Origin of the sequence: Pseudomonas sp. Marseille-Q5117, from assembly GCF_946901175.1 — a bacterium.
Classification (GTDB): domain Bacteria; phylum Pseudomonadota; class Gammaproteobacteria; order Pseudomonadales; family Pseudomonadaceae; genus Aquipseudomonas; species Aquipseudomonas iranensis.
In genome coordinates, this window is record NZ_CAMPPP010000007.1 from 174,386 (window position 1) to 189,669 (window position 15,284).

General features: G+C 57.4%; 20 protein-coding genes. 11 read left to right on the forward strand and 9 right to left on the reverse strand.

Features of this window, described 5'->3' with window-relative positions; genetic code table 11:
- Positions 1–30: 30 nt before the first annotated feature.
- From OC605_RS13805 to OC605_RS13840, 8 genes are all read left to right on the forward strand, one after another.
- The gene (locus OC605_RS13805) at positions 31–573 is read left to right on the forward strand and encodes a PilL N-terminal domain-containing protein (RefSeq protein WP_262137744.1); all 543 of its coding nucleotides are present in this window, start codon (positions 31–33) and stop codon (positions 571–573) included.
- The gene (locus tag OC605_RS13810; protein WP_262137746.1) at positions 570–1,226 is read left to right on the forward strand and encodes a tropomyosin; all 657 of its coding nucleotides are present in this window, start codon (positions 570–572) and stop codon (positions 1,224–1,226) included. The genes OC605_RS13805 and OC605_RS13810 overlap by 4 nt, the downstream gene beginning before the upstream one ends.
- A gap of 9 nt (positions 1,227–1,235) precedes the next feature.
- A complete protein-coding gene (locus tag OC605_RS13815; RefSeq protein WP_069551370.1) occupies positions 1,236–1,955 on the forward strand; it encodes a TIGR03759 family integrating conjugative element protein in 720 nt (239 codons plus the stop codon).
- The gene (locus OC605_RS13820) at positions 1,937–2,485 is read left to right on the forward strand and encodes a lytic transglycosylase domain-containing protein (protein WP_154946772.1); all 549 of its coding nucleotides are present in this window, start codon (positions 1,937–1,939) and stop codon (positions 2,483–2,485) included. The genes OC605_RS13815 and OC605_RS13820 overlap by 19 nt, the downstream gene beginning before the upstream one ends.
- On the forward strand, positions 2,482–2,997 hold the full coding sequence (locus OC605_RS13825; protein WP_262137748.1) for an integrating conjugative element protein: 516 nt from the start codon (positions 2,482–2,484) through the stop codon (positions 2,995–2,997). The genes OC605_RS13820 and OC605_RS13825 overlap by 4 nt, the downstream gene beginning before the upstream one ends.
- 9 nt (positions 2,998–3,006) lie before the next feature.
- Entirely contained in the window at positions 3,007–5,166 is a 2,160-nt protein-coding gene (gene traD, locus OC605_RS13830) for a type IV conjugative transfer system coupling protein TraD (RefSeq protein WP_262137750.1), read from the forward strand.
- Positions 5,167–5,206: 40 nt separating this feature from the next.
- A complete protein-coding gene (locus OC605_RS13835; protein ID WP_262137841.1) occupies positions 5,207–5,935 on the forward strand; it encodes a TIGR03747 family integrating conjugative element membrane protein in 729 nt (242 codons plus the stop codon).
- 135 nt (positions 5,936–6,070) lie between these two features.
- The gene (locus OC605_RS13840; protein ID WP_262137751.1) at positions 6,071–7,051 is read left to right on the forward strand and encodes an integrase domain-containing protein; all 981 of its coding nucleotides are present in this window, start codon (positions 6,071–6,073) and stop codon (positions 7,049–7,051) included.
- Between the two features lie 338 nt (positions 7,052–7,389).
- Here the strand turns inward: OC605_RS13840 and OC605_RS13845 are convergent, their stop codons facing one another.
- The 9 genes from OC605_RS13845 to OC605_RS13885 form a co-directional block, all read right to left on the reverse strand.
- Positions 7,390–7,773: a hypothetical protein gene (locus tag OC605_RS13845; RefSeq protein ID WP_008075291.1), complete on the reverse strand. Its 384-nt coding sequence runs from the start codon at positions 7,771–7,773 to the stop codon at positions 7,390–7,392.
- A gap of 133 nt (positions 7,774–7,906) precedes the next feature.
- The gene (locus OC605_RS13850; RefSeq protein ID WP_262137753.1) at positions 7,907–8,725 is read right to left on the reverse strand and encodes a hypothetical protein; all 819 of its coding nucleotides are present in this window, start codon (positions 8,723–8,725) and stop codon (positions 7,907–7,909) included.
- Positions 8,726–8,736: 11 nt separating this feature from the next.
- A complete protein-coding gene (locus tag OC605_RS13855) occupies positions 8,737–9,132 on the reverse strand; it encodes a Rap1a/Tai family immunity protein (protein ID WP_141718204.1) in 396 nt (131 codons plus the stop codon).
- Positions 9,133–9,175: 43 nt separating this feature from the next.
- Positions 9,176–9,880, reverse strand: a complete 705-nt coding sequence (locus OC605_RS13860; RefSeq protein ID WP_069551364.1) for a hypothetical protein — start codon at positions 9,878–9,880, stop codon at positions 9,176–9,178.
- Between the two features lie 17 nt (positions 9,881–9,897).
- Entirely contained in the window at positions 9,898–10,248 is a 351-nt protein-coding gene (locus OC605_RS13865) for a nucleotidyltransferase family protein (RefSeq protein WP_069551363.1), read from the reverse strand.
- Between the two features lie 96 nt (positions 10,249–10,344).
- Positions 10,345–10,806, reverse strand: a complete 462-nt coding sequence (locus OC605_RS13870; RefSeq protein ID WP_262137754.1) for a hypothetical protein — start codon at positions 10,804–10,806, stop codon at positions 10,345–10,347.
- A 116-nt stretch (positions 10,807–10,922) separates the two neighbouring features.
- Complete coding sequence (locus OC605_RS13875; protein ID WP_262137756.1) at positions 10,923–11,105, reverse strand: zinc ribbon domain-containing protein; 183 nt, start codon at positions 11,103–11,105, stop codon at positions 10,923–10,925.
- A gap of 92 nt (positions 11,106–11,197) precedes the next feature.
- Positions 11,198–12,460: a reverse transcriptase domain-containing protein gene (locus OC605_RS13880; RefSeq protein ID WP_262137757.1), complete on the reverse strand. Its 1,263-nt coding sequence runs from the start codon at positions 12,458–12,460 to the stop codon at positions 11,198–11,200.
- An 848-nt stretch (positions 12,461–13,308) separates the two neighbouring features.
- Positions 13,309–13,740 carry a hypothetical protein gene (locus OC605_RS13885; RefSeq protein WP_262137758.1) on the reverse strand — a complete coding sequence of 144 codons (432 nt, stop codon included), beginning with the start codon at positions 13,738–13,740 and terminating at the stop codon, positions 13,309–13,311.
- A 586-nt stretch (positions 13,741–14,326) separates the two neighbouring features.
- Between OC605_RS13885 and OC605_RS13890 the strand changes: the two genes are divergently transcribed.
- The 3 genes from OC605_RS13890 to OC605_RS13900 are packed head-to-tail and all read left to right on the forward strand — an operon-like array spanning position 14,327 to position 15,284.
- Positions 14,327–14,659, forward strand: coding sequence for an RAQPRD family integrative conjugative element protein (locus tag OC605_RS13890; RefSeq protein WP_262137760.1), 333 nt, complete (start codon positions 14,327–14,329; stop codon positions 14,657–14,659).
- On the forward strand, positions 14,656–14,895 hold the full coding sequence (locus tag OC605_RS13895) for a TIGR03758 family integrating conjugative element protein (RefSeq protein ID WP_262137761.1): 240 nt from the start codon (positions 14,656–14,658) through the stop codon (positions 14,893–14,895). Before OC605_RS13890 ends, OC605_RS13895 begins: the two co-directional genes overlap by 4 nt.
- A 17-nt stretch (positions 14,896–14,912) precedes the next feature.
- Positions 14,913–15,284, forward strand: coding sequence for a TIGR03745 family integrating conjugative element membrane protein (locus OC605_RS13900; RefSeq protein WP_020300904.1), 372 nt, complete (start codon positions 14,913–14,915; stop codon positions 15,282–15,284).

Sequence of the window (15,284 nt, forward strand, 5' to 3'; positions counted from 1 at the left end):
CTGCACTGAATCTGACATGAGGTTTTTTCCATGGAGCGTTTTTTCACGCCGGTCTGCCTGCTGGGTTTGTTGAGCGCCTGCACCGCGCAAATCCCCAACCCTTTGCCGACCCATCCCGCGATCGACAGTGGCTCCAATCGGGCCCAGCACTCGAAGGGCATAGCCGAAGAAAGCCATCCGGCAGAGATTCGTTATGGCCGCTACACGCTGGTTAGCACCGAGCCCACCACGGAACAACGCGATCTTCTTGCCCAAATCATTGACGTGAGCATCCCGTCCAGCCTGAACCCTTCAGTGCAGGATGCATTGCAGTACGTATTGCAGCGCTCGGGCTATGCGCTCTGCCCCGTTACCGCGTCGGTAAGGGTGCTGTTTACTCGGCCCCTGCCCGCGACCCATTACCGGCTCGGCCCGATCTCTTTGCGCAGCGCGCTACAAGTGCTGGCTGGCCCCGCCTGGCAACTCAAGACCGATGAAGTTGGCCGTTCGGTCTGCTTCGAACAGCAGAAAATGGATGCCGGGGTCGTGCGGGGCACACCCGACGCGCCCCATCAGTCGGAGTCACGCCCATGAAAGCCTCGACGTTTCAAACCCTCATCATTGGGCTGCTGTGCCTGGCGGTCGCCGGCCTGAGCGGTGGTTTGTATAACCAGTATCAACGCGTGGCCGAACTGCAGAGCACGAACACGCAATACCGACAAACCCTGGACACCCTGCAACATGATTCAAGCGCCCTCAAGGACACCCAGGAGAAGTTGCAGTACGCGCTGAAAGACCTGAAGCAGATGGTCGATACCGGTGAGCAACAGGCCAATACCCTCGATCCCATGTTGGATCAGTGGGCGCAAGAGATACAGGAACTGCGCGATGGTCTCGCAGCCTGCGCCACCCAGGCAGACCTGACCGCGCTGCGCGCACGCCTTGAACAGGTCGAGCAGCAGACAAAGCCATTCCCTCCACCACCGACGCCTTCTGCGACCAAACCGAAAAAGACCGTTCGCCCCAACCCCGCCCCACTCTCGCCACCGTTTTCAGTATTGAGTGTCGAGTCCCGCGGGGGTGAGCGCTTTCTGGCGGTCGCACCTCATGACAGTCGCTCGCTCACGGATGTCCGGCTGCTACATAGCGGTGAGCAGCAAGGGGCTTGGCGCCTGAAAATACTGGAGCCGAACTCAGCCATCTTCGCGGTGGCCGCTCAGCCAGATCAGACCGTGCACCTCCCTTGAGACGCAATCATGAACAGAGCGCAACTGCCCGCCGTTGTCTGTCTCGTTTCGCTGCTGACCACAGGCGTTGCAATGGGTAACCCCGTCACGACACAGTCACGGACCCAGGACACGCAGTCTGCTCCGCTGGCGCGCTCTGACTCTGAACAGGCAGCGAGCTGGGGTCTGACGGAGCAGGAGTGGACGCGCTTCGAACAGATCCAAGCCGGCCCGCGCGGTTTCTGGAGCCCGAACCTCGATCCATTGACCGCACTCGGGGTCGAGGCCCAGACCGACCAAGAGCGCCAGCGCTATGCCGAATTACAGGTAGCGCTGGAAGCCAAACGTGCCGAGCACGAGTTGGCTTACCAAAACGCTTACACCGCGGCCTGGACCAAGCTGTTTCCCGGGCTGCTGCCGATCCAGGGCATGGCGTCCCCGCCCCCTGCCAGCTCATCGGTCATGCCACGCCAGGCCCTGTTTGTGGAGGACCACTGCCCGGCGTGCACCGCCGAAGCGCAGCGTCTGCAAAGCAGTGACACGGCGTTCGATATCTACCTGGTGGGCAGCCAAGGCGAGGATGAACGCGTCCGTCGCTGGGCTCGGCAAGCGGACATCGATCCGGTCAAGGTCCAACGCCAGCAGATCACCTTGAACCATGACCGTGGTCGCTGGTTCGGCCTGGGTGCCCCGGGGCCGTTGCCCGCCACGTTCCGACAGGTGAATGGACAATGGCAACGCCTCGACTGAGTGGTATTGCGCTCATGCTGACTATGCTCGCCGTCCAGGCTGACGAACTTCCGCCTCCTGCCTACCAACTGGCGGCGCATGACGCCGATATCCCTTCTACGGTGCTGTTCGCGATTGCCCTGCAGGAGAGTGGTATCCGCGTCCGTGGTCGACTGCTGCCCTGGCCGTGGACCCTGAACATCGCCGGAACCCCCTACCGCTTCGCCACTCGCCAGGCCGCCTGTCACGCCTTGCTTCAGGCACTCGCCCGACATGACGCCAAGCGGGTCGATGCTGGACTCGGCCAAACCAACCTGGGTTATCACGGACAACGTTTTTCCAGCCCCTGCGAAGCCCTCGACCCCTACCGAAACCTCGCCGTGACCGCCACGCTGTTGCAGGAGCATCACGCCGCCGCCGGTGATTGGGTGTCAGCGGCCGGACGCTATCACCGCCCGGCGGGAGGAGCGCTGGCCGCACGTTACCGCGCAGGTTTTTCCCGGCAACTTGAACGACTGCTGGTTTCCTTCGAACAAGGCACACCGCCATGACGCGAATCCCCCCTATCTGTTATTTCATCCTGCTCCTGGCTCCTTTCGCCCAGCCGGAACTGACCGTAGCCGGGGATCAGCCTAGCGACTTCACCCGCCCCCATTTTCAGGTCGCCAGGCCGCCAATAAACAACAAGATCCAGCCTGATCGGGCCATGCAGGCGGACCTGTCCACGTTTGCCGATGAAGCCTGGATACTGCCCGTCCACAGCTCTCACTTGAGCCCCGGCCAGGTCACGTCTCGCGCCCTGAACATGCCGGGCTTGCGGCCATTTTTTCTGGTCGGTGACGATCCCCAGTCGCTGACTTGGCTGCGTCAACGCGCGGCTGAACTGCAGGAAATAGGCGCGGCTGGCCTCGCCGTCGAAGTGGCCGATAATGAAGCCCTGGCCCGGATTCGAGCAGCCGCTCCGGGCATCACCATCCTGCCGGTCAACGGCAACGACATCGCCACCCGCCTGCAGATTGAGCACTATCCCGTCTTGATCACTGCCACCTCACTGGAACAGTGAGTCCAGGTCATGGCCGAGCACGCGATGGAGTCTAAGCTCCGGCCAGCGGTGGAGTTGTACACCGTAGCGATCTGCATCGCTGCCGCGGTGTTGTGCGTGTACTCGCCCTGGGCTGTGGCCCTGTCACCCGAGATCGGTCTGGTTGCAGCGCTGGCCTATGCCCTGTTCGGCCTGATCCGCCTGCGCCAAGCCTGGGAGGTACTACGCTATCGGCGCAATATCCGTCGGCTGCCCCGCTACGAGCTGACCAGCCGACAGATTCCGGTCAGCCGCAAGCGTCTGTTCATGGGCCGCGGCTTTCGCTGGACCCGCCTGCACACCCAGCGCTTGGTCGAGGCCCAGGATCCGGCTGTTGCTCACTATGTCGACCAACCGACCCGCTATCGTCTGGCACGCGGACTCGAACGCCGCCTGGAACATGCACCGTTTCCGCTCTCTACATTGGCCCGTGTCACCGCCTGGGACAGTGCCTTCAATCCGTTGCGCCCTTTGCCCCCAGTAGGTGGCTCGCCGCTGTTGCATGGGGTCGAGCCCAACGAAGCGGAGGTCAGTCTGCCACTGGGCGAACGGGTCGGACATACCCTGGTGCTGGGCACGACCCGTGTCGGCAAGACGCGACTCGCCGAGGTGTACATCACCCAGGACATTCACCGCGTCGAACATGAAGTGGTGATCGTCTTCGATCCGAAGGGTGATGCCGACCTGTTCAAACGCATGTACGTCGAAGCCAAGCGAGCCGGGCGGGAGAAGGAGTTCTATGTCTTCCATCTGGGGTGGCCGGAGATCTCCGCTCGTTACAACGCCGTGGGACGTTTCGGTCGTATCTCGGAAGTGGCGTCACGCATCGCCGGGCAGCTTAGCGGTGAAGGTAACTCCGCGGCCTTCCGCGAGTTCGCCTGGCGTTTCGTCAACATCATCGCCCGCGCCCTGATCGAGCTAGGACGACGTCCGGACTACCTGCAGATCCAGCGGCATGTGGTCAACATCGACGCACTGTTCATCGAATACGCCCAGCAGTTTTTCGCCAAGACTGATCCGAAAGCGTGGGAAGTGATCGTCCAGCTTGAAGGCAAGCTCACCGAGAAAAACATTCCCCGGCATATGATCGGGCGCGAAAAGCGTGTGGTGGCCATCGAGCAGTACCTGGCGGTGAAGCGGGTATTTGATCCAGTAATGGACGGACTGCGTTCGGCGGTACGATATGACCGTACTTACTTCGACAAAATCGTGGCTTCGCTACTGCCGCTGCTGGAGAAACTCACCACCGGCAAGACCGCCCAGTTACTGGCCCCCAACTACACTGACTTAGATGACCCGCGGCCAATCTTCGACTGGATGCAGATCATCCGAAAACGTGGCATCGTCTATGTCGGCCTGGATGCACTGACCGACGCCGAGGTGGCCGCCGCTGTGGGCAACTCCATGTTTGCCGACCTGGTCTCGGTCGCCGGACACATCTACAAACACGGCATCGACCATGGCCTGCCTGCATCGGGCAGCAGCAGTGACAAGTTGCCGATTAACCTGCACGCCGATGAGTTCAACGAGTTGATGGGTGATGAATTCATCCCGCTGATCAATAAGGGCGGCGGTGCCGGTATCCAGGTAACCGCCTACACCCAGACCCTCAGCGATATCGAAGCACGTATCGGCAACCGCGCCAAAGCTGGCCAGGTTATTGGTAACTTCAACACTCTGCAGATGCTGCGGGTGCGCGAAACCGCCACCGCGGAGCTGCTCACCCAGCAGTTGCCCAAGGTTAACGTGCTGACCAAGACCCTCGTGTCGGGGGCCACTGACACCTCCGATCCTGAAGCCAATACAGACTTCACTTCGTCCTCGCAGGACCGTGTCAGCAGCACCAGTGTGCCGCTGATCGAGCCAGCGCATATCGTCAGTCTACCCAAGGGACAGATGTTCTCCTTCCAGGCCGGTGGCCAGCTCTGGAAAGTCCGCATGCCGTTGCCAAAACCCTCCAACGACGATGCCATGCCCATGGACCTGCAGGAACTCACTCAGCGGATGCGGGCGACCTACAACGAGCAGGCGGGACAATGGTGGAGCGCAAGCGGTGGCGGCCCGACGCTCGACTTCGATCCAGATCGGGTTACGCCTCCACGCACTTCTTCAGCGGTGGATGCAAGTGTTCCTGCTCAGGAGGCCCCATGACGCCGTCGGCCCTGCAGTGCATCTCGCGGAGTCAAGAAGGATGACTTCAGCTCAGAACCCTCCACCGCAACCCATCCAGCGCCCAGGGCTAATCGTCTCGGCGATTAACCTGGTCCTGCACGTCATCGGTTTGCTGATCGCCTCGTTGCTGTTCTCGATGCTGATCGAGTGGGCCGGTCTGCTGCTGTTCTGGGGTGATCAAGGCTGGCGACACAGTCAGGCGATGCTGAGCAGCGAACTGGGCTGGCTCAGTGAGCACTTCACATCCTCACTGATTATCCAACAGCCTGGGCAGACGATTGTCCAGTGGCTGGATTTCCTCCAGCAGTGGTTACTGGTCAAGACCGGTTTTACGGATTTCGCCCAGCAGGCGCGGGCGTCGAGCCAGGACAACGGCTTCTGGAGCGGGCTCAATCAGCTGTATGTGAGCATCGAGGATTTTGTACTGGCGGCGGTGTATGTCACTTTCACTTTCGTGGTGCGTCTGACCATTCTGGTCTTGGCGACCCCCCTGCTTCTGCTGGCCATGTTCACCGGCTTCATCGATGGTTTGATGCGCCGCGACCTGCGTAAATTCGGCGCTGGGCGCGAAAGCAGCTTTGTCTATCATCGGGCCAAGCGAGCGGTCATCCCACTGCTGATCGTGCCCTGGATCCTTTACCTGTCCCTACCCTTTTCGCTCAACCCAATGGCGGTACTTCTGCCTTGCGCCGTGATGCTCGGGGTCGCCATGGCCATCACGACGGCGACATTCAAAAAATATCTCTGAGTGCGACACGAATGCTTATCTGCAGAAGTGTTCAGGAGGCCCGCTTATGAGATGCACAAGCTCCCGGTCGTAAGGAACCGCCAGGCCCGCGCTAGTGCTCCCCCACAGGTGTTTGGCTTCGAGAGGAGTTTGATCATGGCATTGGTTGGTAGAAGAGATGGGCGCAATTTTGGCTATGGCCGACAACTGAGTTATGCCGGACCGAAAGCATTGCGCGATTTTTTTGGCGGAGGACATTACGCCACAGTCAAGGCGCACAGTGATCGCTGGCAGGCGTTCGTCCGCTGGTGTCGTTCGGAGGATGGGCCGGGATTTAATGATGCGCGGCAGATTGATCGACAGACCTTGCTGGACTACGCAGGGCATCTGCGCCAACAAATCGAACAAGGCGCTATCGGTATCGCTACCGCGCAAAACCGGTTGTCCAGCGTGAACCGGACTATGGCGGCGCTTCGCGGCGATCAGTCTGTGAAGGTGCCGAGTCCGAGTATGGCATTGGGAATGCAGCGCACCAGTGTTCGTCGCTCGGTGCCGCAAGGCCAAGACCACGAACAGGTAAAGCGGATCGTCGACGTACTCTGCGAACACCAAATGCCGCGTGCAGCGGCCATCGTTCAGTTGGTGCGAGCCACCGGCATGCGCTTGCGCGAGGCCATTTTGGCCGATCTACCGCGCCTAAAACATGAGGCCGAACACTGCAGCAAAATCAACATCCGAGATGGCATCCAAGGTGGCCGCTCACGTGCGTCGGCGCTTCGTTGTATCACGGTAAATGATCCTATTCGTGACGCGCTAAAATTTGCCGAACAGGTTTCGCCCAACGGTAGCCGCAACCTGCTTGCCCCGAACGAAAGCTATGTCGATTTACAACGGCAAATCGTCCGCCCCGCACGAGAGATCCTCCATTCGCACAACCTCAAAGGCTTCCACGAACTTCGGGTCGCCTATGCGTGCGAACGCTATGAGCAGATCACTCATCATCTCGCGCCCATCAACGGTGGCCGTTGCTACCAACTCGACCGACGCCTAGATCAGGATGCCCGAGTGCAAATCAGCTACGAGTTGGGGCTCGGCCGTATCGACCTGTTATCGACTTACATTGGTAGTCGAACATGAGCAAGCCATTCGATATGGAGCTGTTCCTACTGCTCGCGAAGGTAGTCCGGCATGATCGGACCAGTAGGTACGTGTGAACTGTGCTGGTGGATTTTTGGAATGGCATAGTCGTTTCCTATGCGGATGGCTTCGGGACGCGAGACATCAGCAACCCGCACACTTCGCATAAATAGCAGCCATCTGGCCCGTTTCTGAGGCCCTTGATCGAAATACTCTCCCAGCACTTCGAATATGGCTGATCGTTCTCGGTGGTTTTCTCTTCGCCCTGGTGGCCGTTGGGGCAAGCAAAGTATTCATACGTGCGCATGGTCATAGCCGTGGTTTCCTCTAGCTGGTGATCAGCCTGCGAACCTTTCCCATTTTTTGATCGCTGCGCTGGTTTTATCCACGTCTATACCACTGACGAGTGAATCGGCAAATGCAAGGTGAGCCTCCATGTAACTGTCAAAGTCCTTCACCTGGACACCATTCGAAAGAGCGCGACTCCACCAAGAAAATGCGACTACCAGCTTACCGAGTTCAGGGTCATGCTGATCTTTCATTCGCTCAAGACCGCCATCGTTATGAGCTACCGCCCAGCCAAAGGCTTTGGAAAAGTCCCGAACCTTCTGCGGCTGTGAACCGCTTGCTAGCTTTTTATGAATAGCAGCGTGAGTTTTTTGATCCTCTACCAAAGACGACACATAAAGAAGCCCGCAGATGCGGCAGGTAGCAGTGCTCATAATGCTGATCCCCTTGTAAACGTGGACGCGAAAGTGGTCCCCTCCTACGGGCTTAGCCCGCGCATTGGCGGGCTGGCGGTGGAGCGGCTTTTCCGTGGATTCAGTTGTGTTTGCCAAGGTCGTTCTTGTGCTGCTACGTGGCGGTGTTGGTTCGGTCAAACACCATCAGGGCCTCGAATTGTTCATGTGCAAGGTCGCAGAGCGCTTCGTAGGCCCTGACGACAACTGCATGTTGACCCACTGCGACATTAATGACCGTTTCAAGCGGTATTGCTTCCTTGGAGCCGAAACCCCAGCTTCGGCCGCCAGCATCCTCCGTCACGAATACGGAAGCCGTAAGTCCCATTCCAATGTTGCGGGGATGGCCATGTTCCCGTTGATTACGGTAGTCATCCGTGTCTTCGGAGATTGAGCCTCTACCCAACTCGCCCAGGATTGGGGCCAATTGCCGCCATTTCGCCCATGGCTGGCCAATCCGCGACGCAACACTCATTGTCAGATGGCCAGAGCCATTCCATTGCAGATCAGGCCGAGTACCTGACAGGTGATAATTTGCATGACCACATCCGGTTGCAGCCGCAAATATCATACGGCCCCGTAGAGCTTGTGGGGCGCCCAGTACCAGAGCGGAGATGGGCGCAATGTGTTCGCCTAGAATGCTCAGCTTTTCATCTTGATTGCAGGCTTCGTATATCGGCTCCCAGGCCGCGAGCATGTTGATCCAACGCTGGAAGTCATTCGTGCTTCTCGACATTTCCCGGAGAGGGTCTGAGACAGCCTGGTGGAACATCATCATCGGGAATGCGGGCATCGTCAGATCGTCAGCTAAGTCAGGGCTCGAAACAGAGATGGTTACCCGTTTTGTCTGGTAGCTCCTTCGGAACTCAGCGTACAACTCGACTGCCCGAACATCTTCCATATCTGTTGTCCTTTTTTCCGTTACCTCACGCATTGCGAACTGTCCTATCGGCACGGATATTTTTCAGAAAGAGCAGCCAGTGAGACCACAAGACGTGGATCACCTGCTACGGCGGGTCGCCTTTTGATGTAGTCAAGGACGACCTGTGCCAGGGCAGCAGGTTTGACCTGACCTTGCGTACACACTTGAGCATTTGCAGGCACAACACGGTTCAGAAGCGGTGCTGTTTCTGCAAGCGCACCGAGATATCCAATACAGGCTCCAGCTTCCGCAGCAGCTCCGATACCACTAGGTTTGCTTGAGCCTTGGGGAATTGAACCGCAGTTTTTCACCAACCATTGGGCATCAAGTACGCCAGGAGCCAGTTCAGCAGCTGAAATGGCGCAAGGTGAAAGCATTGCAATAACCGTTAACGATACAGCTCTGAAGCCTATATTCATTGCGCATTCCCTCGATCACGGAAATGAAAATTGGCGGTCTACATCAGTTGCACGATCGCATGTTTTCTACCTGCTGGTTCAGGTAGTCCCATTCGTCGACGAGAACGTTTTCGTAGCTGTGTGCATCCAGGTCTCTAGAAATCACCCTTGCTGCCAGATCTGCCAGGGATGACTGTAGATCTACAAGTGGGATCACTACTTCGTTTTCAAGATGCTGGACTTTCTCATGCCCGCGCATTCGGGATGAGCTGTAGCGAGCCCACGTACCTGTCTGTTCAAAACTCGTGAACCTTTCCACGAGAGTCTCCAGCTCTGAAGGCGGCTCCGGCAACTCAAGCTCCTTGGCCGCAGCTAGCACCATATCTAGAAGCTTTCGGTGACTGTGCTTATTCACGTTCTTATCGCGTGCGTCGAGGTCTGGCTGAAAATTAACATTGAGTATCCGTTTCTTTAGATCATCAATGCTATGTAGCCAACTCAGCACCGACTTCAAGAGCAGTTCCAAAGTGTGACGCTGTAGGTAGAACGCCGGCATGCCCAAGTCATCAAGATTCCCGTCAGCCCTTCCCTTGTCGATCAGCGCCTGTGCGGCGTGCAAGTAGGATTCAAAGTAGCTTGGCTCACGAAAGAACCCACCCACACGGGCAACCCCCGCAGCGAGGTCAGCTTCAGTCTGTTCTGAGCTTTTCCCACCGATCATGACGTTGCTGCGCGTATCGACGTAAATCGGGCGTGGAAATTGTGCCATGGTTAGATTTTCCCTGATCAGTTGGTCGGGATGGTTGAGGTGGAATTTTCAACGTTATAGACCACGACACTTGACTGCTCTAAAGCCTGATGGATGCGGGGCGTCTCTACCTCACCCCCATACCAATCAAGATCGATGATCACAGGAACAACTCCGGCTATCGAGGCCTTGAGGCGCTGCGCTTCACAGGTCCAGGTAGTAAATGGACTGCTATCGCCCTGCAAGGTGAAAATCTCGACCGCAACATCCAGATCGCTGTCTGGCTTATGCGCGCCACGAACTCGGCTGCCAAAGAGATACGCCTTTCGAATTAGCGGCTCGGAGCTGGCCCATTTCGCGACGGCTGCTGCCATAGTCTCAATATTCATGGTCCTTTTCCTACTTCCCGGCGCACTTGCCGAAGGTGAAGTACACGGCGGCGCTGACACCTGCTGCAACAGCCGGAATCATCAGGTTATCCAGCATCACTCACTCAATCGGGCAACTGCCGTGGCCGATGCTTCATCACCTCTTTTCAGATCGCTGCACACTGCGACGCAAACAGCCATGACGCGCTCCTGGGTGATCGACTTGATCGCAAGCTGCCCGCTTGAGTAATTTGTATAGCCCACCACCCCAGTCGCCACCGAAGGACTTTCTGAATAATCGAACGGTTTGCACAGCGCCTCGCGTCGATCTGAACGGCTGCCCCAGTACGAGCGCGGGAACGAAAGAACATCCTCGGGCTTGCGGCGGAAAGCGAACACGTCGATAAAGTTGCCATCCGTATCGCGATGCTGGAACACCAGCGTTCCGGAATTCGACTTACCTTCCGGCTTGAGGCCTTGCTCAAGGAGGTAATCGAAAATCGCCTTGAATCTGCGGCCAGGTATGTCGTTCGTCGCTAAGGCCGAGACGATTTCATCTGTTACCGTAGGCTGGAGCATAAGTTCAGGTCCTCAAGGGTCTCAGTAGTCGATCAGGGGTTTTTCCTCTGTACCACTAGATGTGGTGTCGATCGCAGCTGCCGGCGACACAAGATGAAGTGTCGCGGGATTTTCCGTCATTCGGGTTCGTTGGTGGTCAGCTCTACGCCGCCGTCCCATTCGACCCGTACTTCGGCACCGCACGCGGAGCAGGCTGTTGTCACCTCGGGCGCTGATTCAGGCAGATGCAACGTGCCTGCATTGCCACAAACGGTGCAGCGGTACACATACAGCACAAACGGGGCGTTGGTGGTCGGCATGGTCGATTTTCCTAGACCTGACGCTGCAAAGCCGCAAGCTCATGCCAAGGATGTTGTCACCGGTGAGATTTACAGCCCTGCATTAGGCAATTTCAAATGCCCTGCGCTGGCTCAGGGCGCTCCGAGTGGACCGCTGCAAGCAGCCTTACCCCCAACATCCTACGCTGAGCCGTGCCATTTGTTTTTTGAAAGAGATTCGCTTTCTCTATTTCATACTGCGCCAATGTACTTGTGATGTAGTCATCCAGGCTCTTTATCCACTGGCCATTGCTGCAGAAGGAAAAGGCCTTTCCCCAACCCAGGATTACTCGGTCGAGATTCTGTAGCGCGCCAGAGTAGGACCCCTTTGGGGATATATCTCCAGCTTCGACACTGAATTTCATCATGCGTATCGATGCGTCTAAATCGGATTTGATCCGTTTCTTGAATCCCTCCCTCGTAGCTGTAGATGGCTGGACCAATCCTGCCGAAACGAAGCAGCCCAAGAAATCGAATCCTTTAGCTGTAAGGCCCCTTGAAGCTTTGTCGCTTGTTGCTAAGGGCCGGTATGCTTCAAGTGAGAGCTTTTTGAGCTCAGTCTGTGCTTTGCTAAAAGCACGGTCCACACAGCCCATGTCCTTCCCGAGGATCAGGAAGTCATCGATGTACCGAAGGCAAGTGACCTCACCATCGTTGATGGTTTTGTCGAAGTCGTGGAGGTACAAATTGGCTATGAGTGGCGACAGGGGAGATCCCTGGGCTACACCCTCCACCCCAATGGGGAAAATCTCATCGAGACCCTGTCGCCGAAGCACGTCAATGTTCGCAAGCTCTGTGGTGATAGCTGCTTGAAATAAAGCAACTGTGTCTGCGCATTTGATGTGAGGGGCCACGAGTCTCATCACACGGGCCTTGTCAATTCTAGTGAAGAACTCGGCGATATCTGACCTGATATGGTAGGCGGCTCCTTTGGCAATGGCTGCTTTGGCGTCGGCTATCGCCATCGAGACCCGTTTGTTTTTTATGCCCCCATAGCTCGTAGGGGTAGCCAGCGTTTCTTTCACGAACTTAATACGGGATAAGGCGTCGAGTAGAGCCCGCTGGACGATCCGGTTGGGTATAGGTGAAAGCACAATCGGGCGAGAATTTCCGTTGGCTTTGGTTTTTGCCACGCCGGTCTGCTTTTGGAAGGTAAAGGTCTTCTTGGATAGCGCGCGCTGGATGTCGGAAAGCGACTTGGGGAGTTGGCTCTCGAAATCCTTGGCTTCGTTTCGGATAGTTTCGGATGATGAAGAAAAGGCGCTTTCTTTGACCTTCCTCCAGGCCGAATACAACGAATCCCCGCTGTAGATTCTACGGTAAAGCGACGAGGCCACAAAAACTCCTTGTTTGTTGGGAGACACCAGTGAACTCTCACCCAACTGCTACAGGGGACCTTCAACCTTCGGGAGACCGCGAAGCCTTAACGGCGATCTTGGTCGCGACCCGGACAACAACCTCCGAAGAGAGATGGCTGGCGTCTGTCAAACTTGGTTCAGTGCTGTGAGGCGGCTGCACCAGCAAGCAGGCGAGGCTGATCGCAGTCACGAAACTCCGTGATGCGGCGAGCGCCAAGCTGGCACGTTTTTGCATAAACGCATGATTACCCCCAAAGATTCCGTCAAAATACGATAAATCGTAGCTTTTTGGGCCTCGCGGTTAAGCTCGCGCCATGCGCCAGGTTGGCACGTTTTTGCACGACCGCATATTGTCCTCCGAAGGCCCCGCCAAGGTGCAAATCGTACCTTTTTAGGTTTCGCGGTCAAGCGCGCGCCATGCGGCTGAACATCGAACACCGCGCTGAAAATAAAGCTGCTAACCGTCTGGTGACCCCAACGTACAGACAGAGTTACGGTTATTGACGCAGCAGTCGAGCGGTGCCCTTTACCTTCGGGAGACCGCGAAGCCTTAACGGCGATCTTGGTCGCGACCCGGACAACAACCTCCGAAGAGAGATGGCTGGCGTCTGTCAAACTTGGTTCAGTGCTGTGAGGCGGCTGCACCAGCAAGCAGGCGAGGCATCCCGATGTTAATCAGCCATGCGGCCAAAAGCCATCTATTTGGCGGCTCGTTTATTGGAAAGCGATAGGATGAGGATTGGGTCCACAAGACTATTCGCTTAAAAAATATCGCGAAAGTGAATGCCCCCAATCAGGCGCCAGACTCTAACGCTAGCGATAGTCGTCTACAGCGCAAGCTCAAATGCCCTACGGATAACAAGCTGGTCAACGCTCAGATACGGCTTGCTGTGATCGAGGCAGGAATGGCCAAGAATGGTTTGTACGGTCTCAACGTCGCCTGTCGCGGCCAACACCTTTGCCGCGAGTGAGCGTCTGCCGCTGTGCGATGCCCCCTGCTTGATACCGGTCTGCCGGTAGAGCCGGCTGATCGCCTGCTGGAGTGAATCACAGGCCCGGTACACCTCCGACCCACTGTCCAACTCGCGGTGCTTGAATGCCAGCTCAAAGGCTTGGCCCTTGTGTGTGGTAACCAGCTTTGAACCTGGGCGCAGGCCCCGGTATTCGTCAGCGCCGGAAAGGCCCCAGCGTCGTCGCAAGCGAACCGCGATCCAGCCGTCCAGCCGTCCAGCCGTCCAGGGCCGCAAGGCATCGAGCATGTGTCAGGTACACATTGCGCGGTCGGCAACCCTTTGTGATGTCTGCTCGTAGATACACCTCGGGCTTGATGGCTCCGCTGGGGTACAGCACGTCTGCGACCTCCAGTAAGGCCAGTTCGGTGACGCGAATCCCAGTGGTGTGTGTGAGCCACAAAAGCATCACGTCACGCTCTGGCAGACGGCCAGTAACGGATGCAACGCGGATCAGGTGTTTGAATTGCCCTGGGCGAAGAGATGTTGCGCGGCGGATGGGTGCAGTCATGGGGTTCTCTGTCAGGAGTGGTGACGAATCGCGGACGATCCTGAGAGAGTTGGCAGCGGGCCTCCTGAATAGCTTACAGGCCCACGTGCCGTGCTGTTCACGGAAAATGGGTTGTGACGATATCGTCATCAACGAAGCTCATCGAGAGTGGAATTTCCCTAGAGCCTCAACCACTCCCTCCATCAAAGATCGAAGGACCACATAGCTGTAAGTAAACATCTCCAGTACCTCCCCAGAAAAAGCGATTCATTAGACCTCAGGTTTCTTACGGAATAATTCGACCTTTGACTTGATTCTGCTCCCAGCTCCATATGGGACAGCATCATGCCGACTACCGTCTTTCGCTGCTTACTACTCTCGCTGGCTATCGTTCACGGCAGCAGCTATGCCGCCTCGGCTCATGAGCAGGATCAACTCAGCCTTATCCAGCGGCAACTCGACACCATCGAACGCCTTGCGACACGAGCTGAGGCAGCCAGCACGGCTGAACCAGTCGAGCGCTATCGCTTCGACTATCTCCGTCTGTCTAAGGACATCCAACGTATTCGCCAGGGGGTGCAGGGCTATATGTCCCCCTCTCGTGCGCAACCCCGCGACCCCAGTGAACTGGTCGGTGATTACCGCCTCGACACTCCGATTGCGGAGCCCTCGCCATGAGCATGACTGACGTTCAGATCGCTGCGTTCCAGAACGCCGCCGGCTTCGCACCGCAGAGCAGTTCGACGCTGTGGCTGTCCCTGGTTCTCGTCCTGGCCTTGCTGTGGTGCGCCTGGGTGATGTGGACGGCTTACCGGGGTTGGGCGAGCGGCAGCGTGCGCTTTGGAGCCTTCGGCGGCAGCGCCGCACGCGTGCTGCTCACCTTGCTGGTTTTGATGTTCTTCACCCTGTCCTAACCCAGGAGATCGCCGCCATGCTCAAGTGCTTTACCCCTCTGAAAAACAACCTGCGTGATCGTGCGAGCCAGCGCTTGATCGGACTGCTGCTGGTGCTCGGCCCAAGCCTGGCTTTTGCCGAGCTCCCCACCATGGAAGCCCCTTCGCGCGGCGAAGGATCCGGTTTGATCGAGACGATCAAAAACTATGCCTACGACGGCGGCATCCTGCTCGGTCTGCTGATCGCCCTGCTCGCCTTTCTCGGTGTGGCCTGGCATTCGCTGACCGTCTATGCCGACGTGCAGAACCAGCGCAAGACCTGGAAGGACTTGGGTGCTGTAGTCGGCATCGGTGCCCTGCTGGTGGTGATCATCATCTGGTTTTTGACCAAGGCGGCCGCCATTCTGTGA